We start from the raw sequence: 18,917 nt of genomic DNA, 5'->3' as shown, positions 1-18,917 counted from the left end.
ACACCCGTTCCCATACCGAACACGGCAGTTAAGCTCTTTTGCGTCGATGGTAGTTGGGGGTTTCCCCCTGTGAGAGTAGAACGTCGCCTGGTAACCAAAAACATCAGCTATTAGGCTGATGTTTTTTGGTTTATTATGTAGTTAAAAAACGATGAATTAAATAAGGAATTTTTTGTTCTGTTGTTGTTAAAAATTGGTTTATTAAAGGATAATCATCAGTAGAATAAGTCTGTAAAAGTTCACACCACCAGTCAGTTTCATATCGACAAATCATACTCAAGTTATATAAAAGTAGATAGTGGTATAGAATTTCAGGTAATAATAAAAGCGCTTCCTTTTGTGATTTTATAAAATAATTTTGATTTAATATATTAAAATAAAATGGTGCTTTACTTAAAATTTTATCAGGAAAATTTGACTTAATTTTAATTTGCTTTTGATTCTGTTCAACAATTACAATATCTATTGAAGCTTGCTTTGATTGAAGAAATGAAATAAAACGTTCTGAAGTAAAATGATAAGATGACAAAATTTGTTCAGGTAGAGTGATTACATCATGATCAACTGTAGTTGGAAGAAATAAGTTTCCTTTTTTGGTAATTTTAAGGACCTTATTTAATTCCGGTATTGATTGTAAAAGCTGAAGCATTGTAAATTTTTCGTTTTCTAAATTATTTAAATTAAATAATACTTTAGAAGCATGAGTAAATAATCCATTTTTTTGGATTTTAACTTCGTCATCAACAAAAGAGTATCCTACTTTTTTTATTTTTCTTGAGGTAACACCATGAGCCAGGATTGCGGTGGTACTCGGATAATCAGGATCCACGGTGAGGATGCAAGCCTTTAATAATTGTACAAGCCCATAAAACAGTAATGTAGGTTTTACATTAATTTGCGAATTTTGAGCTGCATGAAAATAACTTTTCCCATGCTCAATATAATATAAAAATGGATAAGCATTGCGGAAAGCCTTTGATTTTTGTTCCTTGAAATTAGTTCGTTCATATTTTGTTTGAAGATAGCTTTTTGAATATTGCGCAGAGCTAAAATAACATAGCTCATCCCATACATTACTATACGAATATAACATAAGAGAGGAACTCCTTATTAACTGAATATTTAAACATAATTTGACTTCCTTGACAGTGTTTTATCCTATTGTTAATCTACTAATAATATTTATACGTGTATAGGGGGGTTTTTTTATGTGGGAATCAAAATTCGTAAAAGAAGGACTTACTTTTGATGATGTATTACTAGTTCCAGCGAAATCTGAAGTACTTCCAAATCAAGTTGATGTGAGTGTGAGATTAACTGAAAAAATTCAATTAAATATTCCATTAATCAGCGCAGGGATGGATACAGTTACAGAAGCAGATATGGCCATTGCAATGGCTAGACAAGGTGGACTAGGTATCATCCACAAAAATATGTCAATTGAAGAGCAAGCTGAACAGGTAGACAAAGTAAAGCGTTCTGAAAGTGGTGTAATTGATGATCCATTCTTCTTAACACCATCTCATAAAGTTGCAGATGCTGAATATTTAATGGGTAAATATCGTATTTCAGGTGTACCAATCGTAAATGATACAGAGAATCGAAAATTAGTAGGTATTTTAACAAATCGTGATTTGCGTTTTATTCAAGATTATTCAATTGTTATTTCAGATGTTATGACAAAAGAAAATCTTGTAACTGCTCCTGTTGGAACTACACTTGCAGAAGCAGAAAAAATTCTTCAAAAACATAAAATCGAAAAGCTACCCCTAGTTAATGAAGACGGTACTTTAAAGGGCCTAATTACAATTAAGGATATCGAAAAAGTAATTGAGTTTCCAAACTCAGCGAAAGATCAACAAGGACGATTACTTGTAGGTGCAGCTGTAGGAGTAACAAAAGATGCACTGCAAAGAGTAGAGTTATTAGTGAAAGCTAATGTAGATGTAATTGTAATTGATACAGCACATGGTCACTCTAAAGGTGTTATTGAAAAAGTAAAAGAAATTAGAAGTAGATTCCCAGAATTAGCAATCATCGCTGGTAATGTTGCAACAGGTGAAGCAACAAAAGAACTTATTGAAGCTGGAGCAGATATCGTTAAAGTTGGTATTGGACCAGGTTCTATCTGTACAACTCGAGTTGTTGCTGGAGTAGGTGTTCCTCAACTAACAGCGGTTTATGACTGTGCTTCTGTTGCTAGAGAGTACGGAGTTCCTATTATTGCTGATGGCGGTATTAAGTACTCTGGTGATATCGTTAAAGCCCTAGCAGCTGGTGGGCATGTAGTTATGTTAGGAAGTATGTTTGCTGGTGTACAAGAAAGCCCTGGTGAAACAGAAATCTTCCAAGGTAGACAATTTAAAGTTTACCGTGGTATGGGTTCTGTTGGAGCAATGGAAAGAGGAAGTAAAGATCGTTATTTCCAAGAAGGTAATAAAAAACTAGTTCCTGAAGGTATCGAAGGACGTGTTCCATATAAAGGCCCATTAGCTGATACAGTTCACCAATTAATTGGTGGAATTAGAGCTGGTATGGGTTACTGTGGTACTGCTACATTAAATGAATTAAGAGATAACGCACAGTTTATTCGTATGTCTGGTGCTGGATTACGTGAAAGTCATCCACACGATGTTCATATTACAAAAGAAGCACCAAATTACTCACTATAATAATTTAAGCAATGTACCTAGGGCAATTACAAGAAATTGTAGTTGCCTATTTTTGGGGAAATAATTGTGTTAAAATGTACAAGTGAGATTAAAGGTTGGAGGTAAAACAGTGATTGGAAAGAAAATACTAACGAAATTAATCGTAATAGCATTAGCGATAACTATAATCATCCCAATGAATTTACGACCGGCTGCTGCAGAGGACCTATTAGACATTAAAGCTAAAGCTGCAATTTTAGTTGATGCAAATTCAGGGAAAATATTATATGAAAAAAATTCAAAAGCTCCATTACCGATTGCAAGTATGTCAAAAATGATGACAGAATATCTAGTTAATGAAGCTGTAAAAAATGGGAAAATCTCTTGGGACGATAAAGTAACTGTTTCTGATTATGCTCATAAAATCTCTCAAAACACAGGGTTATCTAACGTACCACTTGAATTAGGTGGTCAATATACAGTAAGAGAACTATATGAAGCAGCTGCTATTTATTCAGCAAATGGTGCGACAATTGCACTAGCAGAAAAAATTGGTGGATCTGAGAAAAACTTCGTCCAATTAATGAACGATAAAGCAAAGAAACTAGATCTAGGAGACGTTAAATTTGTTAATGCTACTGGTTTAGTAAATAAAGACTTACAAGGTATGCAACCAGAGGGAACTTCCCTTACTGATGAAAATATTATGTCAGCAAACGGTGTTGCAAAATTAGCTTATAATCTAATCAAAACATATCCTGAAGTACTTCAAACTTCTTCAATTCCAAAGAAAACATTCCAAGAAGGTGGCAAGTATCCAGTAAAAATGGATAACTGGAACTGGATGTTACCAGGGTTAGTATTTCAATACCCAGGTATGGATGGATTAAAAACGGGTTCAACAGATTCAGCTGGCTTCTGTTTTACTGGAACTGCTAAAAGAGATGGTCAACGTTATATTACAGTTGTAATGGGGGCAAATTCTTATAACTCAAGATTTAGTGAAACGGCTAAATTAATGGATTATGGTTTCAGTAACTTCGAAAAAGTTACATTGGTATCAAAAGGTCAAACAGTAAAAGGTAATAAAACAGTAAAAGTAGTTAAAGGTAAAGATAATGACGTAAAAGTAGTAGCAAAAGACGATGTTACTTTAGCTATAAAACGCGGCGAAGCTAAAAATTATAAAGCAACAGTCCAATTATCAGGTAAATCAATTGATAAAGATGGAAATATTATAGCTCCGATTAAAAAAGGAACAAAGGTTGGACAAATTGTGGTTAAATCTTCAAAGAATGAAGATTTAGGATTTATCAATACTAATAATCAATCCTACGATTTAGTAGTTGATAAAAGTGTTGATAAAGCAAATTGGTTAGTATTATCATTTAGAGGAATTGGATCATTTTTTGGAAATTTATGGGATAGCATCATAAGCGGAATTGGTGGTTTATTTAAATAAATTTCTATATAAATATATCAGTAATTGTTAAGTTGTCATTTTTTCAGTAAAATAAAAGTAAGGTAACTTTAACTAGGGGAAGAGAAATACTAAAATGTTACCAAGTAAGCTTTAATAATGGAGGGGCAAAACAATGAATTTAACAGGAACAGAACGTGTAAAACGTGGCATGGCAGAAATGCAAAAAGGCGGCGTTATTATGGACGTAGTAAATGCTGAGCAAGCTAAAATTGCTGAAGCTGCTGGTGCAGTAGCAGTAATGGCATTAGAAAAGGTACCATCTGACATTCGTGCAGCTGGTGGAGTAGCTCGTATGGCTGATACAAGTATTACTGAGGAAATTCTTAACGCTGTTAGTATTCCTGTAATGGCTAAAGCTCGTATTGGACATATCGTTGAAGCGCGTGTCTTAGAAGCAATGGGAGTAGATTACATCGATGAGAGTGAAGTATTATCTCCAGCAGATGATATCTTCCATATTAATAAATCAGATTACACTGTTCCATTCGTTTGTGGTTGCCGTAACTTAGGTGAAGCACTTCGTCGTATTGGTGAAGGCGCATCTATGCTACGTACAAAAGGTGAGCCAGGTACTGGAAACATTGTAGAAGCAGTACGTCACTTACGCCAAATTAACGGAGAAATCCGCAAAGTAGTTGGATTATCTCGTGATGAATTAATGGTTGAAGCTAAAAACCTTGGCGCTCCATTCGAATTATTACTTCAAATTAAAGAGCTTGGTCGTTTACCAGTTGTTAACTTCGCTGCTGGCGGCGTAGCAACACCTGCAGACGCAGCTTTAATGATGGAATTAGGGGCTGACGGTGTATTCGTAGGATCTGGTATCTTCAAATCAGAAAACCCTGAGAAATTTGCTCGTGCGATTGTACAAGCTACTACTCACTATCAAGATTATGAATTAATCGCTAACCTTTCTAAAAACTTAGGTCCTGCTATGAAAGGTATCGATATGAGACAACTTGCTGCAGCAGATCGTATGCAAGATCGTAGCATTTAAGTTGGTGATTTTATGAAAATAGGTGTATTAGCATTACAAGGTGCAGTTCAAGAACATATAAATGCAATTAAAGCATGTGGTGCTGAAGCTGTTATCGTGAAACGTGTAGAACATTTAGATGGACTTGATGGTATTGTATTACCTGGTGGAGAGAGCACTGCAATGCGTAAGTTGCTTGATCACGTTGGGTTATTAGAACCGTTAAAAGAGAAAATCGAAAATGGTTTACCAGCATTCGGTACATGTGCAGGCATGATCTTACTTTCAAAAGTGATTGCAAATGATGACACGGTGCATCTAGGAGTTATGGATATGGTTGCTGAACGTAATGCTTATGGTAGACAAGTGGATAGTTTTGAAGTAAACATCCCAATTAAAGGTGTATGTGAAGACTACCCAGCTGTATTTATCAGAGCACCATTTATTCGTTCAGTATCAGGCGATGCAGAGGTTATAGCGGAACATGATGGTAATATTGTAGCAGTTAGACAAAATCACATGTTAGCAGCATCTTTCCATCCGGAATTAACGAATGATTACCGTTTTATGAATTACTTTGTAGAGATGGTTAAGGAAAAAAGTGCAAATTTAAGTATGTAACTATTGAAAAAAGTAAAAGCTTATAGTAAATTATTATATAATTTAAATTGTTTAAAGCGATGAAAGAAAATAGTAGCAGGTTCTAAATTTATAGAGAGTCGGTGGTTGGTGCAAACCGATAATGAAGACTTGTGAATCCATTCTTGAGTGGGTTACGGAATGCTGTACAGCTAGTAAGTGACCCCGGTACTATAGTCCGTTAACTATACTAAGGTGGAAGGATTATTTATTAATTCTTCAATTAGGGTGGCAACGCGGGTAGCTCTCGTCCCTTTTATGGGATGAGGGCTTTTTTGTATTTATTTTTATCCTTTAGACAATAAAAGAATAGGAGGAATTTAAAATGTTAGACATTAAATTATTACGTAGTAATTTTGAAGATGTTAAAGCAAAGCTTCAATTACGTGGTGGCGATATAAGCTATATCGAAAAATTTGAAGACTTAGATTTAAACCGTAGAGAACTACTTGTTCAGGTGGAAGGCTTAAAAAGCCGACGTAATGAAGTTAGCCAAGAAATCAGTGTATTAAAGCGTGAGAAAAAAGATGCAGAAGCACTAATTGTTGAGATGAGAGAAGTTGGGGATAAAATTAAAGCTCTAGATGAAGAGATTAGAACTTTAGAAGAACAACTAGATGCTATTTTATTTACAATTCCAAACTTAGTTAGTGATTCAGTACCAGTTGGATTAACAGAAGACGATAATGTTGAAATTCGTAGAATAGGTGAAGTTCGTACATTTGATTTTGAACCAAAGGCACATTGGGACTTAGGTGTTGATTTAGACATTTTAGACTTCGAACGTGGAGCAAAAGTTACTGGTAGCCGTTTTACTTTCTATAAAGGCTTAGGGGCTAGACTTGAACGTGCTTTAATCAGCTTTATGTTAGATCTTCATACAGAGGAGCATGGATACACTGAAGTATTACCTCCGAACCTTGTAAATCGTGCTAGCATGATTGGTACAGGTCAATTACCAAAATTTGAAGAAGACGCATTCCGTATTGAGAAAGAAGACTTTTTCTTAGTACCTACTGCAGAAGTACCTGTAACAAACTATCACCGTGACGAAATTCTTGATGCTGCACAATTACCGATTGCATATACGGCATATAGCGCGTGTTTCCGTTCTGAGGCAGGTTCTGCCGGTCGTGATACACGTGGACTAATTCGCCAGCATCAATTTAATAAAGTTGAACTAGTGCGCTTTGTAAAACCTGAAGATTCATATATTGAGTTAGAAAAATTAACAGGTCAAGCAGAAAAAGTTCTTCAATTATTAGGATTACCATACCGTGTCATTACATTATGTGCTGGAGATATTGGATTTTCTTCTGCAAAAACGTATGACATTGAAGTTTGGTTACCAAGCTATGATGCATACAAAGAAATTTCTTCTTGTAGTAACTTTGAGGCATTCCAAGCAAGAAGAGCGAATATACGCTTTAGACGTGATCCAAAAGGAAAACCAGAATTCGTTCATACATTAAACGGCTCTGGTCTTGCAATTGGACGTACGGTTTCTGCAATTTTAGAAAACTACCAACAAGCAGATGGCTCAGTTATTATTCCTGAAGTTCTTCGTCCGTATATGGGTGGAAAAGAAGTAATTAAATAAATAAAAAGCAGATGGTATTTGAGAAGTGATTCTCAGGTCCATCTGCTTTTTGTTTAGATCGTTTTAACATTAATTTTGTAATTAGGTGTGTTCCACAATTCCATCCATTTTTTAATAGCTGATATTAAAATAACGACACCTAAAACTAACATAATGATAGATAAGACGCCGTTTAACATACTATAACCGGCTGCATTATGGTTTAGATAGACATTTTTGATCATCCAGTATCCTGCATAATTTACAGTGATAAATAGGTAGGCAAGAGGAATCAAACAAGTAAGCATATACCAACGTTTATCAGCTATCTTTAATAGCACTGTTGCTCCTATGATTAATCCAATAGAAGCCATTAATTGATTAGATACTCCAAATAGTGCCCAGATTGATCCAATATCCCCTGAAAATAAGAGATACCCCCACATAAAGCATGCTAGTGCACTAGCAAAAATTGATCCTGGTATCCAATCTGTTTTCTTCAATGGTTTATAATATTCACCAAAGAAATCTTGAATTAAATATCGTGCTACTCGAGTTCCAGCGTCAATTGCTGTTAAAATAAATACGGCTTCGAACATAACAACAAACTGGAAGAAATATGATGCTAAGTGACTAAACCATGGGATAGATGTAAATATGTAGGTCATACCAACCGCCAAGGTAACAGCTCCACCAGTACGTCCTTCTAAACTTAATCCAATTTCTTTACTAAGTTCCGGTAAGTGGACAACATTCATTCCTAACGTTTTAAATACTTCTGGAGTAGAGTTAATTGCAAAGTAGTCTGCAGGCTGAAGTGCGGTAGCAGCGATTAAAGCCATAATACCTACCAAACATTCAACTAGCATTGCACCAAATCCTACGACCTTTATATCGGTCCATCGATCAAGCATTTTTGGAGTTGTTCCAGAGCCCACAAATGCATGAAAACCTGAGATTGCTCCACATGCAATTGTAATTGAAATAAATGGCCAAACTGGACCAGCTAAAATGGGTCCCCCGCCGTTAACAAATTTAGTTACAGTCGGAAATTGGATGGATGGATTAATAATAAATACGCCAATAATGAGTGCAATAAAGACACCGATTTTCATAAAGCTACTTGAATAGTCACGAGGTGCCAGTAAGAGCCATACTGGCAATGCAGCAGCAAAAAACGCATAGATAGGTAGTATGATTTCCAAAGTTCTCGTATCAAATGTTAAAAAATCACCAATAGCAGTTTCTTGTATAGTCGGTCCCATAAAGACTCCAACCATTAATAAAATAAATCCAATCGTTGAAGCTAATTTTAAATTGCCAGTTTTTTTATAAAGTAGACCAACTCCCATCGCAATTGGTATTGTGATTCCAACTGCAAATGTCCCCCATGGATTATTTTCAAGCGCATGTAGAACAACCATTGAAAGACCGGCCATTGTAATTGTAATAATGAAAAGCATAGCTAGTCCCGTACAGAAGCCTGCAACAGGTCCAAGCTCTTCTTTTGCTACTTCTGATAGCGTCTTTCCTTTCTTTCTCATCGAAGCATATAAAACAACAGCATCATGCACTGCTCCGCCGATTACAGCACCTATTAAAAGCCATAACAGACCTGGAAGGTACCCAAATTGAGCGGCTAAAATTGGACCAACTAGAGGGCCAGCTGCTGCGATTGCAGCAAAGTGATGACCGAATGTTACCCATTTGTTAGTAGGAACATAATCCTTACCATCATTTAACTCGTGAGCTGGAGTAGGTGTAGAATCATTTAACTTAAGTACCTTCACAGCCATAAATGTTCCGTATAGACGATATGCAATCATCAAAATACACATAGAAGCAATAACAATTGTAACCGCATTCATTTTAATTAATAAGCCTCCCCTGTTTCTTTTTATTTACATTCATTTTACTTTATGAAAATAAAAATTTTGAATTTTCAATGTAAGATGCAATAAAAACAGGTTGAGAAGCATGAATGGATTATTGAAATACAAGCTTTATAAATTAAAAAGTTGTTTTAGCTCTTTTGTGTATGTCCGGCTAACGGGTACTTTTTCACCATCATTCATAATTAAATTATAGGTGGAATTAAACCAAGGTTGAATTTCAATGATTTTATCCAAATTGACAATATAGCTCCGATGGACACGGGTAAATGATGTATTTTGTAGCTTTCGTTCTAAATTGATTAAAGGTTCATTTATTTGATAAGTCATCTTATCAGTAACGACACTTGTTTTACCTTCTTGTGTAAAAATATAAATGATCTCTTCGAATGTTATTAAAAGAATTCTTTCATCGACCGATATAGCCAATTTATCTTGTTTTAGAAGAGGGGGATACTTTTTCACCTCAGTTTTAATAGAGTTTTTACTTAGCTTAGCTAATTTTTCAATAGTTTTTTGAATTCTTATTTCATCAAATGGTTTTAAAATATAATCAATCGCGTGTAAATCGAATGCATTCAAAGCGTACTCGTCAAAAGCTGTTGCAAAGACGATTGCTGGTTGATGGGTGAGATCCTGCAGTTTTTGAGCTAATTCCAATCCACTTTCATCAGCTAACTGGATATCTAAAAATACAACGTCGACTTCTTCTATTTGAATGAATTTCAATGTACTTCTAATTGAGTCCGCTTTACCAACTATTTCGACTTCCTTGCTTCTTTTTAGTAAATAAGCTAGTTCGTCTCTTGCTAATGGTTCATCATCTACAATTAGTGCCTTTAACATTATTTATCCCTCCATTACTTCTTGCGTTAATGGGATTCTTATCGATACTTTCGTTCCAGTGTTTAGATCGGATTTTATTTGAAAATATTCTCTTTCCCCGTAAATTTCTTCAATTCGTTTTTTTATATTCCATAACGCTGTTCCTGTTCCCTCTTTAGACTGAATAGTTTTGTTCCCAATTGTATTTAGTAGCTCTGGCGAAATCCCCTTGCCGTTATCTTCAGTAATAAGAATCATATCATTATTGAATTCATATGCTTGCACAGTTACCATTAATTTCCTTTCTTTTGAAAACGCATGTCGAATCGAATTCTCAATAAGTGGTTGAAGTGTAAAAGGGGGGATTTGAACCGTTTTTAAATGAGGTTCTATTTGGAACTCAACATGGAATTTTGAAGGAAACCTAGTTTGTTCAATCGTTAAATATGCTTCTACATGTTCTAATTCCTTTTCTAAGGTGACTAAGGTCTGCCTTGCCCCTTGTAAGTTATTTCGAAAAAAAGTACTTAAATGGATTAGTAATTTTCTAGCTTGATCAGCATCTGTTCTAATTAAACTTGAAATTGTATTTAAAGAATTGAACAGGAAGTGGGGATGCATTTGTGCTTGTAATGCTTTTATTTCAGCATCTTTCACTAATTTTCGCTGTAGTTCAGCCTCTGCTAATTCCAGTTGGGTGGAAAAAAGTTTAGATAATCCGTCTGCTAGTTCTTTCTCAACTTTGTCTAGCTTGTTGGAATCCGTGTAATATAGCTTTAAAGATCCAACTGTTTTATTTAAAGCCTTTAATGGTAATACAATAGCCGCACTTAAAGGACAATCCATATGGAAACATTGGATTTCATCTTTTGAAGTAGCAATAATAATTTTTCCTTCTTTTAATGCCTTCTTGGTCAGTTTTGTTGCTAAGCTATTCATTGGTTCATGGTGATCTGAACCTGCACCCACGTGGGCAAGTACGCTGTTGTGATCAGTAATCGAAATTGCATCCGTTTTGGTTAATTTAAAAATAATTCTTGCCGCTTCATTACAAGAATGAGGGGTTAGTCCTTGTCTAAAAAATGGTAAAGTTTGTTCTGCGATATACAGGGCTTTGTTTGTTTGAAGTGCTCGCGTTTTTTCTTCTTCTTGTAAGATATTTTGGATGATTAATATAAATATAAGCGTACCAAAACCATTTATTAGAATCATTGGTAGAGAAATTACTTCAACAAGATGAAGAGCGGCCCAAAATGGTTTTGCAATTAAAAGAATAATCCCCATTTGAACACATTCCATAATAATTCCAATTGATACTACACTCCAAAGGGATTTGTTTTTCTGTAAACCGAATCTTTTTCTAAGTAGCCCTGTAACAACTCCAGCAACGATTGTAGAAATGGCACATGCATATGCAGTAAATCCGCCTAATGTTAGACGGTGTAAGCCTGCTATTAATCCGACTCCTAAGCCAACAATCGGTCCGCCAATTAGACCTCCAATGGCTACTCCCATAATTCTTGTGTTTGCAATTGCATTATTACTTGCTACATTAAAGTGCCAAGACTGAGACATAATTGACTCATGATAAATATGAACACCAGTATAATTACTAATTACACCAAAGGCGCCAAATATAATAATCAGGATCATTTTTGCACCAAAGGAGTGTTCATTTTGAATGATTTGTCTAAATGACTTCATCCTTGAAAGTAAAAAGGCGAGTATAACGAGAATACCTACTCGTTCCAGCATCAGCGGTATTAATTCAAACATTTCTTTCTCCTTAAAAATTACTAATATTTTTAAATGGTAGTACCATTATAAATACAAATGAATTTTCTGTATATTTTTTCAACTTATGGAAAAGGTGTATATTTTATTACTTAGATGATGATAATACTTGTTGTAAAAAGGTTGTTTTTATTTCCAGAAAAAATTTATATTTTTTTAGAAGAATGCTTGACCTTATTTTTTTCGTATGATATTATAAATCTTGTCAATACGGAGTAATACCCAAGTCTGGCTGAAGGGATCGGTCTTGAAAACCGACAGGGGTGTAACAGCCCGCGGGGGTTCGAATCCCTCTTACTCCTCCATTTTTTTAAATTAAAAGAGTGCATACATATTTAAGACTCGTTACATTATTGTAACGAGTTTTTTGTTTTTTTCCGTATATCGTTAAACGACAGAGAAAAAGGCTGCAAACTTTACATGATACAGTTTGCAGCCTTTTTATATATATTTACTAATTAAGTGAATGTCTTACTTTAAAAACACATTCCACATTTCATTATTATCTAGATTTCATATATTTTTGTGAATGATTTAGTACGTTTCCAATTTTCTTAACGATTTCTTCTACAGAAGATTCATTTTTAATTAAATCATACTCGCTAATACTTAAACGAAGTACAGGACATGCATTAAAGTTATTAATCCAGTTTTCGTAACGTGTATTCATTTCTTTCCAATATTCAATAGGAGTTTGTTGCTCCATTGGACGTCCACGCTCTTTAATTCGCTCAACGACTTCATCGAATGTTCCTTCTAAGTAAATTAATAAATCAGGAGCAGGGAAATACGGTGACATAACCATAGCATCAAAAAGGCTAGTATATGTTTCGTAGTCTACTTCACTCATTGTTCCTTTTTCGTAATGCATTTTCGCGAAGATGCCAGTATCCTCATAAATTGAACGGTCTTGGATAAATCCACCACCGTATTCAAACATTCTTTTTTGTTCTTTGAATCGCTCTGCTAAGAAGTATATTTGTAAATGGAAGCTCCAACGAGCAAAATCTTGATAAAATTTATCTAGGTATGGGTTTGTATCTACTTTTTCAAATGATGTACGAAAGTTTAACGCATCTGCAAGTGCATTGGTCATAGTAGATTTTCCTACACCTACTGTCCCAGCAATTGTAATAACTGCATCATTTCGTATTCCGTATTTTTCACGTAAATTCATATACTTCTTAGCTCCTTTTGTAAGGTGTTTTCTAACGATTCAAGTATCATCGTTAAATCTCTCGGGTTATTAACGAAGTCAATTTGATCACCGTCAAATTTTAGTACTGGAATTTCAGGGTGTTTAACTTGAAATTCTTTCATGTGTGTCTCGTAATCTTCAATTAACTGAAGTAGGTACTGGTCCTCGATCAATTGTTCGAATTCTCTACCACGAAGTTGAATGCGCTTTTGTAGCGTCTCAAGGCTAGCGGTTAAGTAAATAACCACATTTGGCCTTGGCATATCCTCAGTTAATATTTGATATATTTTTAAATATTTATCATGCTGCTTGTCTTTTAATGTTCTGCTAGCAAAAATTAAATTCTTAAGGATGTGGTAGTCTGCAACCACTGGAATCGATTTATTAAGAAACATTTTGTCTATATCTTCTAATTGTTTAAATCGATTACAAAGGAAAAACATTTCTGTTTGGAAACTCCACTCTTCAATGTCCGTATAAAACTTACCCAAAAAAGGATTTTCATCTACAATTTCTTTTAATAGTTCATAATGAAAGTGTTCAGAGATCGCTTTGGATAGAGATGTTTTTCCGACACCAATGGGTCCTTCTACTGTTATAAAAGGTACACGTATCATCTCTTCTCCTCCTTACTAGTCAAATTCCGTATCATACTCAAAAAACATACAGAAACTATTTTAACATACTGTAGTCAGACGGAATACCATTTTAAAATTTTTCCAATTACTGATAATTGTTGCTCACTAAATGATTAATCATTTCTTCGATTTCCTGAGTTTGAATAACCGTTGCATTTAATATGTCTTTCATCATATAAATTGCAACCTTCTCATCATAATCTGTAACCGAGGAAATTGCATCTTGAGGTATAATTAAGTTATAATCGCGCATAAATGCATCATTTGCTGTAAAAAGTACACAACGATTTCCTGCAACACCTACAATAACCAAATGGGTAATGTTTAATTTTTTAAGTAATTCATCTAAGTTTGTTAAGTAAAAACCTGAGTAGTTAGGCTTAAAGATAAAATAATCTTCCTCGTTTGGGTGTATCTGTTTTATTAAGTCGTAGCTTAAAGGGTTTAAACAATGCTTAATAAGTTTTTCTCGAGTCGGTTTTTCGATTTTATAATGATCGTTAACATATATAGTAGGAAGTTTTTTGTTTTTAAAAATGTCTCTTATGTAATTTATTTTCGGAACCATATGGATTGATTTTTCCGCAAGAACACTTCCATGCTTAAATGTAAATGAGTTGATTAAATCGATAATTAATAATGCAGGCAACTGCTTGTCTTTTTGATTTGAAGAATTCAATCGGCTTCACTCCAATCTATGTTTAGTTTATCTTGTCGTAAAAAGAATATTTGTTTGTTAAAGAAATAAAGAGGTGTAAAGTTTGAATAAAGATGAGTTTTATATGAAGTTGGCAATAGAGGAAGCACTAAAAGCACAGCAAATAGGGGAAGTGCCTATTGGAGCTGTATTAGTTTACAACGACCAAGTCATTGCACGAGGTTATAATTTACGTGAAACAAAACAAACAGCTTTAGGTCACGCTGAAATGAGTACAATAGAAGATGCGTGTAAAGTCATTGATTCTTGGCGATTAGAGGAAACAACTCTATATGTAACGTTGGAACCTTGTCCGATGTGTGCGGGTGCCATCATTCAATCAAGAATTCCAAAAGTCGTTTACGGTGCAAAAGACCCGAAAGCAGGTTGTGGAGGATCAATATATAATCTTTTGCAAGAAGATCGATTTAACCATCGCTGTGAAGTTAGTTCGGGTATATTAGAAGAAGAATGTGGTAAATTATTAACGAATTTCTTTAGAGAGTTGCGATCCAGAAAGAAAAATTTACCTTCATAAGGACAAGGATTGATTTTTTATTTCGGTTCGTATATACTTTAACTACCGCTTCAATCAGCGGTTTAAAATTAGGTTGTAACTTTGCCGTGCTAGGTGGGGAGGTAGCGGTGCCCTGTACTCGCAATCCGCTCTAGCGAGACTGAATTCCACTCCGAGGTGTATCTATTTCAGGGTCTGCCTTAAATAAGTGGTGTTGACGTCTGGGTCCTACGCAACGAGAACTCATGAACCTTGTCAGGTCCGGAAGGAAGCAGCAATAAGTGAGCCATCTCGTGTGCCGTAGGGGTGCCTGGGCCGAGCTAACTGTTTAAGTAACGCCTGGGGTAGTGCATCGACGAGTGGTGCACGGCAGTAACTTTATAAAAACTCACTCAATTTTGAGTGAGTTTTTTTGTTTTCTATAAAATATTTTCCATGAAATCATTACATAGGGTATAATAATGATGACTTTGTAAGAAGGAGGAAACCAATTGACTTATCAAGCATTATATCGTTTGTGGAGACCGCAGCAGTTTAAAGATGTCGTGGGTCAAGATCACATTATACGAACGTTACAAAACTCCCTTCTTCAGCAAAAAGTATCACATGCCTATTTGTTTACTGGTCCGCGTGGAACAGGTAAAACGAGTACAGCAAAAATCTTTGCAAAAGCTTTAAATTGTGAACATGCACCTACTAATGAACCTTGTAATGAGTGTGCCATTTGTAAAGGAATTACTGATGGATCAATTTCAGATGTAATTGAATTTGATGCTGCGTCTCATTCTAAAGTAGAAGAAATGCGAGAAATTCTTGAAAAAGTAAAATATGCTCCTTCCGTAGGGAAGTATAAAGTGTACATAATCGATGAAGTTCATATGTTATCTACATCAGCTTTTAATGCATTATTAAAAACATTAGAAGAACCTCCTGAACATGTAATTTTTATATTAGCTACAACCGAAGCTCATAAAGTTCCATTAACTATACTTTCAAGATGTCAGCGGTTTGATTTGCATAAAATAAGTATACAAACTATATCAGCACGTCTTCTAGTAATATTAAAACATCTACAAATTGAAATTGATTCTGAAGCGTTAACGATGTTATCTCGTGCAGCTGAAGGTGGAATGAGGGATGCATTAAGCATACTGGATCAAGCTATCTCATATAGCGATGAATCCATTTCATTAGATGATGTCTTAGCAGTAACAGGCACAGTGGCTCAAGAACGTTTAATATCCGTCGTTTCAGCAATAATAGATGGTAATGTGTCAGTTTGTTTGACTAATATTGAAGAATTATTAAACCAAGGTAAAGATCCAGTTCGGTTTATAGAAGATTTAACAGTTTATTATCGAGATATTCTATTATATAGGCACTCACCAAGTACGATTGAATTACTTGAGAGAGCAACAGTTAGTGATCGATTTAAAGAGCTTTGCGATGCATACAATGATGAGTTAGTTTATCAGATAATCGCTTCATTAAGTAAAAGTCAGCAAGAAATGAAATGGACTAATCATCCGAGAGTTTTACTTGAGGTGGCAATTGTACAACTTTGTCAAAAAGCTTCCGTGAGCGGTATCGGTAAAAAACAGGACGAGCTGACACCGTTAATTAATAAAATTAACGCTCTTGAAAAAGAAGTGAAATTTTTAAAGGAAAATGGTATTACAGTGAGTGGAACGAATGATTCCTCTACTAGTCCAAAACCGAAATCGACTACATCTCGATCGAAAATACCAAATAGTTTAATCCAAGGTGTATTAAGAGCTGCTTCTAAACCAGAAAAGAATAAAGTTTTAGCAGTTTGGTCATCACTTCAAGATCAATTAAGGCAACTAAATAAGGTTTCTACTGCGACATTAGTATCATATGGTGAAGTTGTGGCAGCTTCTTCTGAACAGTGTATTGTTGCTTTTAAATCAGAGACAATATGTGATTTAATCAATAATAATGGTGAACAAGAGCACTTAACAACGATTAATCAAACATTATCAAATTTATTAGGTGCAGAAATGAGTATGTTAGCAATTCCCGAAGAAGATTGGAGATCGACTAGGGATTCATTTTTAAATACAACAAAACAAAAAGAGACTTCAACAGAAGTTTCACCAATTGTACAAGAGGCAATCAATCTTGTTGGTGAAGATTTAGTCATTATTAAAGAATAACTATATTGGAGGAAATGAAAATGATGCGTGGCGGAATGGGCAATATGAATAATATGATGAAACAAATGCAAAAAATGCAAAAACAAATGGAACAAGCACAAAATGAATTAAATGAGCGTACATTTGTTGGTACTGCTGGCGGTGGAATGGTAACTGTTACAGCTAATGGATTAAAACAAATTGTTGAAGTTGTGATTAAAGAAGAAGTAGTAGATCCAGAAGATATTGATATGCTACAAGATTTAGTTTTAACTGCCACTAATGATGCTATTAAACAAATTGAAGAAGAAACAGCTAAAACAATGGGGCAGTTTACTAAAGGAATGAATATTCCAGGATTATTTTAAAGGGTAAGACAAATGCATTACCCTGAGCCGATATCCAAATTAATAGATAGTTTTATGAAATTGCCAGGGATTGGTCCCAAGACGGCCGTTCGACTGGCGTTTTTTATGTTAGATATGAAGCAAGACGACGTGTTAGACTTTGCAAAATCAATGATAGATGCGAAAAGAAAACTTCTTTACTGTTCAGAATGTGGCCATATAACTGACCAAGACCCTTGTTATATTTGTAGTGATCAACATCGAGACCAATCTACGATATGTGTAGTGCAAGATACGAAAGATGTTATTGCTATGGAAAAAATGAGAGAATATCGAGGTTTATATCATGTACTTCATGGTGCAATTTCTCCTATGGAGGGAGTTGGACCTGAAGACATTAAAATTATGGAATTATTGAGCAGACTAAAAGATGATGTAGTTCAAGAAATTATTTTAGCTACCAACCCGAATATAGAGGGTGAAGCAACTGCTATGTATATTTCTAGGCTATTAAAATCTACGGGTATAAAAATTACTCGAATCGCACATGGTCTACCAGTAGGCGGAGACTTAGAATATGCAGATGAAGTTACACTTTCAAAAGCTCTGGAAGGTAGAAGAGAACTTTAGAAACTGATTAATGGAGAGAGACCATGGGTTTTTTTCGAAAAAAAGGAAAGATTCGTAAAGAATTTGATGAAAAGTTAGTTGATAGACTACATGACTATAAAGATATTTACTTAAGTCAGGTAGAGTTAATGGAAAGAAGTGTGGATCCACCAGATGATCTGCTAATCCATGTTAAGCTTTATCAAGCTAAATATTTCTTCTTATTAAAAGAAGCAAAGGCTAGAAATGTTTTAATAACAAAAATGAAATAGGTAAAAGAGTTTATTGTTTAGGCAATAGACTCTTTTTTATTAATGTTTTTTGTCATTGATTAGTTCCTTTTCTCATACAATCTTAGTAAAAGGTGTACAAGTTATTTGAGGGGAGTTTTTTTGTGGTGAATAGTATTATTATGTTTTCAGTTGTGTTGTTTGTAATCTTATTTCTATTATTAGTAGGTCTACCGGTTAAAGCTTTAAAACTAATTAGCAGATACGTACTAAGAGGCATTGTGTGTGTCATGATTGTATTTATATTAAACTATGCTTTAGCTTCGAATAATTTTCATATTCCAATTAATACTGTTACTTGTGCATTCTTAAGTGTATTAGGTGTTCCAGGTATTGTAGCGTTAAGTGTAATTGGTATTTATATCGTTTAAAAAAATATATAAAAAAGTTTTAAAAAACTGTTGACCATTTATCGAGGGGATGTTATATTTATATACGTCGCTGATGGCGATAACAAAAAAAGAAAAAACAACTGTTGACAGATTTTGTCGAAGGTGATAAACTGATTAAGTTGTTGAAAAACAAGATGATCTTTGAAAACTAAACAAAACATGAAGTAAACGTCAATTATTAGTTTTTTGAGCAATACAAGATTTAAACTTAACTTTTATGGAGAGTTTGATCCT

At 34.6% G+C, this 18,917-nt stretch carries 18 protein-coding genes, 1 tRNA gene, 1 rRNA gene, 1 other RNA gene and 1 other annotated feature; of the genes, 14 read left to right on the top strand and 7 right to left on the bottom strand.

The window, feature by feature from the left end:
- Nucleotides 1-92, top strand: a 5S ribosomal RNA gene (rrf, locus tag ACFVRR_RS23870); the annotation flags it as partial.
- Between the two features lie 41 nt (nt 93-133).
- Here rrf and ACFVRR_RS23865 read toward each other — a convergent pair.
- On the bottom strand, nt 134-1,093 hold the full coding sequence (locus tag ACFVRR_RS23865) for a YaaC family protein (RefSeq protein WP_387333239.1): 960 nt from the start codon (nt 1,091-1,093) through the stop codon (nt 134-136).
- A 115-nt stretch (nt 1,094-1,208) separates the two neighbouring features.
- Between ACFVRR_RS23865 and guaB the strand changes: the two genes are divergently transcribed.
- The 5 genes from guaB to serS all read left to right on the top strand — a co-directional run bounded on the left by guaB (nt 1,209) and on the right by serS (nt 7,349).
- Entirely contained in the window at nt 1,209-2,672 is a 1,464-nt protein-coding gene (gene guaB / locus ACFVRR_RS23860; protein ID WP_097978823.1) for an IMP dehydrogenase, read from the top strand.
- 175 nt (nt 2,673-2,847) lie between these two features.
- Nucleotides 2,848-4,113, top strand: a complete 1,266-nt coding sequence (locus ACFVRR_RS23855) for a serine hydrolase (RefSeq protein ID WP_387333241.1) — start codon at nt 2,848-2,850, stop codon at nt 4,111-4,113.
- A gap of 133 nt (nt 4,114-4,246) precedes the next feature.
- Nucleotides 4,247-5,131 (top strand): pyridoxal 5'-phosphate synthase lyase subunit PdxS, encoded by an 885-nt coding sequence (gene pdxS / locus ACFVRR_RS23850; protein WP_056471238.1) that lies wholly within the window; start codon nt 4,247-4,249, stop codon nt 5,129-5,131.
- 12 nt (nt 5,132-5,143) lie between these two features.
- Entirely contained in the window at nt 5,144-5,731 is a 588-nt protein-coding gene (pdxT, locus tag ACFVRR_RS23845; RefSeq protein ID WP_387333237.1) for a pyridoxal 5'-phosphate synthase glutaminase subunit PdxT, read from the top strand.
- A 50-nt stretch (nt 5,732-5,781) separates the two neighbouring features.
- Nucleotides 5,782-6,007, top strand: a binding site (T-box leader).
- A gap of 67 nt (nt 6,008-6,074) precedes the next feature.
- The gene (gene serS, locus ACFVRR_RS23840; RefSeq protein WP_098231020.1) at nt 6,075-7,349 is read left to right on the top strand and encodes a serine--tRNA ligase; all 1,275 of its coding nucleotides are present in this window, start codon (nt 6,075-6,077) and stop codon (nt 7,347-7,349) included.
- A gap of 53 nt (nt 7,350-7,402) precedes the next feature.
- Here serS and cstA read toward each other — a convergent pair whose 3' ends face one another.
- The 3 genes from cstA to ACFVRR_RS23825 all read right to left on the bottom strand — a co-directional run bounded on the left by cstA (nt 7,403) and on the right by ACFVRR_RS23825 (nt 11,821).
- Nucleotides 7,403-9,196, bottom strand: coding sequence for a carbon starvation protein CstA (gene cstA, locus ACFVRR_RS23835; protein WP_387333235.1), 1,794 nt, complete (start codon nt 9,194-9,196; stop codon nt 7,403-7,405).
- A gap of 135 nt (nt 9,197-9,331) precedes the next feature.
- On the bottom strand, nt 9,332-10,066 hold the full coding sequence (locus ACFVRR_RS23830; protein WP_387333233.1) for a LytR/AlgR family response regulator transcription factor: 735 nt from the start codon (nt 10,064-10,066) through the stop codon (nt 9,332-9,334).
- A 3-nt stretch (nt 10,067-10,069) separates the two neighbouring features.
- A complete protein-coding gene (locus ACFVRR_RS23825) occupies nt 10,070-11,821 on the bottom strand; it encodes a LytS/YhcK type 5TM receptor domain-containing protein (RefSeq protein WP_387333231.1) in 1,752 nt (583 codons plus the stop codon).
- Nucleotides 11,822-12,051: 230 nt separating this feature from the next.
- On the opposite strand from ACFVRR_RS23825, the gene ACFVRR_RS23820 reads away from it, so the two are divergent.
- A tRNA-Ser gene (locus ACFVRR_RS23820) sits at nt 12,052-12,144 on the top strand.
- A gap of 197 nt (nt 12,145-12,341) precedes the next feature.
- On the opposite strand, the gene ACFVRR_RS23815 is transcribed toward ACFVRR_RS23820, so the two are convergent.
- The 3 genes from ACFVRR_RS23815 to ACFVRR_RS23805 all read right to left on the bottom strand — a co-directional run bounded on the left by ACFVRR_RS23815 (nt 12,342) and on the right by ACFVRR_RS23805 (nt 14,354).
- On the bottom strand, nt 12,342-13,016 hold the full coding sequence (locus ACFVRR_RS23815; protein WP_056471221.1) for a deoxynucleoside kinase: 675 nt from the start codon (nt 13,014-13,016) through the stop codon (nt 12,342-12,344).
- Complete coding sequence (locus ACFVRR_RS23810; protein ID WP_387333229.1) at nt 13,013-13,654, bottom strand: deoxynucleoside kinase; 642 nt, start codon at nt 13,652-13,654, stop codon at nt 13,013-13,015. Before ACFVRR_RS23810 ends, ACFVRR_RS23815 begins: the two co-directional genes overlap by 4 nt.
- Before the next feature lie 106 nt (nt 13,655-13,760).
- Nucleotides 13,761-14,354: a cysteine hydrolase family protein gene (locus ACFVRR_RS23805; RefSeq protein ID WP_387333227.1), complete on the bottom strand. Its 594-nt coding sequence runs from the start codon at nt 14,352-14,354 to the stop codon at nt 13,761-13,763.
- Between the two features lie 82 nt (nt 14,355-14,436).
- Here ACFVRR_RS23805 and tadA point away from each other — a divergent pair, with 82 nt between their 5' ends.
- The 7 genes from tadA to ACFVRR_RS23770 all read left to right on the top strand — a co-directional run bounded on the left by tadA (nt 14,437) and on the right by ACFVRR_RS23770 (nt 18,662).
- Nucleotides 14,437-14,910 carry a tRNA adenosine(34) deaminase TadA gene (gene tadA / locus ACFVRR_RS23800; protein ID WP_097978831.1) on the top strand — a complete coding sequence of 158 codons (474 nt, stop codon included), beginning with the start codon at nt 14,437-14,439 and terminating at the stop codon, nt 14,908-14,910.
- Between the two features lie 84 nt (nt 14,911-14,994).
- An RNA gene (gene ffs, locus ACFVRR_RS23795) (signal recognition particle sRNA large type) lies at nt 14,995-15,259 on the top strand.
- A 121-nt stretch (nt 15,260-15,380) separates the two neighbouring features.
- The gene (dnaX, locus tag ACFVRR_RS23790) at nt 15,381-17,066 is read left to right on the top strand and encodes a DNA polymerase III subunit gamma/tau (RefSeq protein WP_387333225.1); all 1,686 of its coding nucleotides are present in this window, start codon (nt 15,381-15,383) and stop codon (nt 17,064-17,066) included.
- A 20-nt stretch (nt 17,067-17,086) separates the two neighbouring features.
- Nucleotides 17,087-17,413, top strand: coding sequence for a YbaB/EbfC family nucleoid-associated protein (locus tag ACFVRR_RS23785; protein ID WP_387333223.1), 327 nt, complete (start codon nt 17,087-17,089; stop codon nt 17,411-17,413).
- A gap of 12 nt (nt 17,414-17,425) precedes the next feature.
- Nucleotides 17,426-18,022: a recombination mediator RecR gene (recR, locus tag ACFVRR_RS23780; protein ID WP_387333221.1), complete on the top strand. Its 597-nt coding sequence runs from the start codon at nt 17,426-17,428 to the stop codon at nt 18,020-18,022.
- A gap of 23 nt (nt 18,023-18,045) precedes the next feature.
- Nucleotides 18,046-18,273, top strand: coding sequence for a YaaL family protein (locus tag ACFVRR_RS23775; protein ID WP_056471200.1), 228 nt, complete (start codon nt 18,046-18,048; stop codon nt 18,271-18,273).
- 122 nt (nt 18,274-18,395) lie between these two features.
- On the top strand, nt 18,396-18,662 hold the full coding sequence (locus tag ACFVRR_RS23770; protein ID WP_387333219.1) for a pro-sigmaK processing inhibitor BofA family protein: 267 nt from the start codon (nt 18,396-18,398) through the stop codon (nt 18,660-18,662).
- Nucleotides 18,663-18,917: the final 255 nt, after the last annotated feature.

The organism is Gottfriedia sp. NPDC057948 (genome assembly GCF_042887255.1).
GTDB lineage: Bacteria > Bacillota > Bacilli > Bacillales > Bacillaceae_G > Gottfriedia.
Note: the sequence above shows the minus strand (reverse complement) of the source record. Positions and strands in the feature narration are given on the sequence as shown.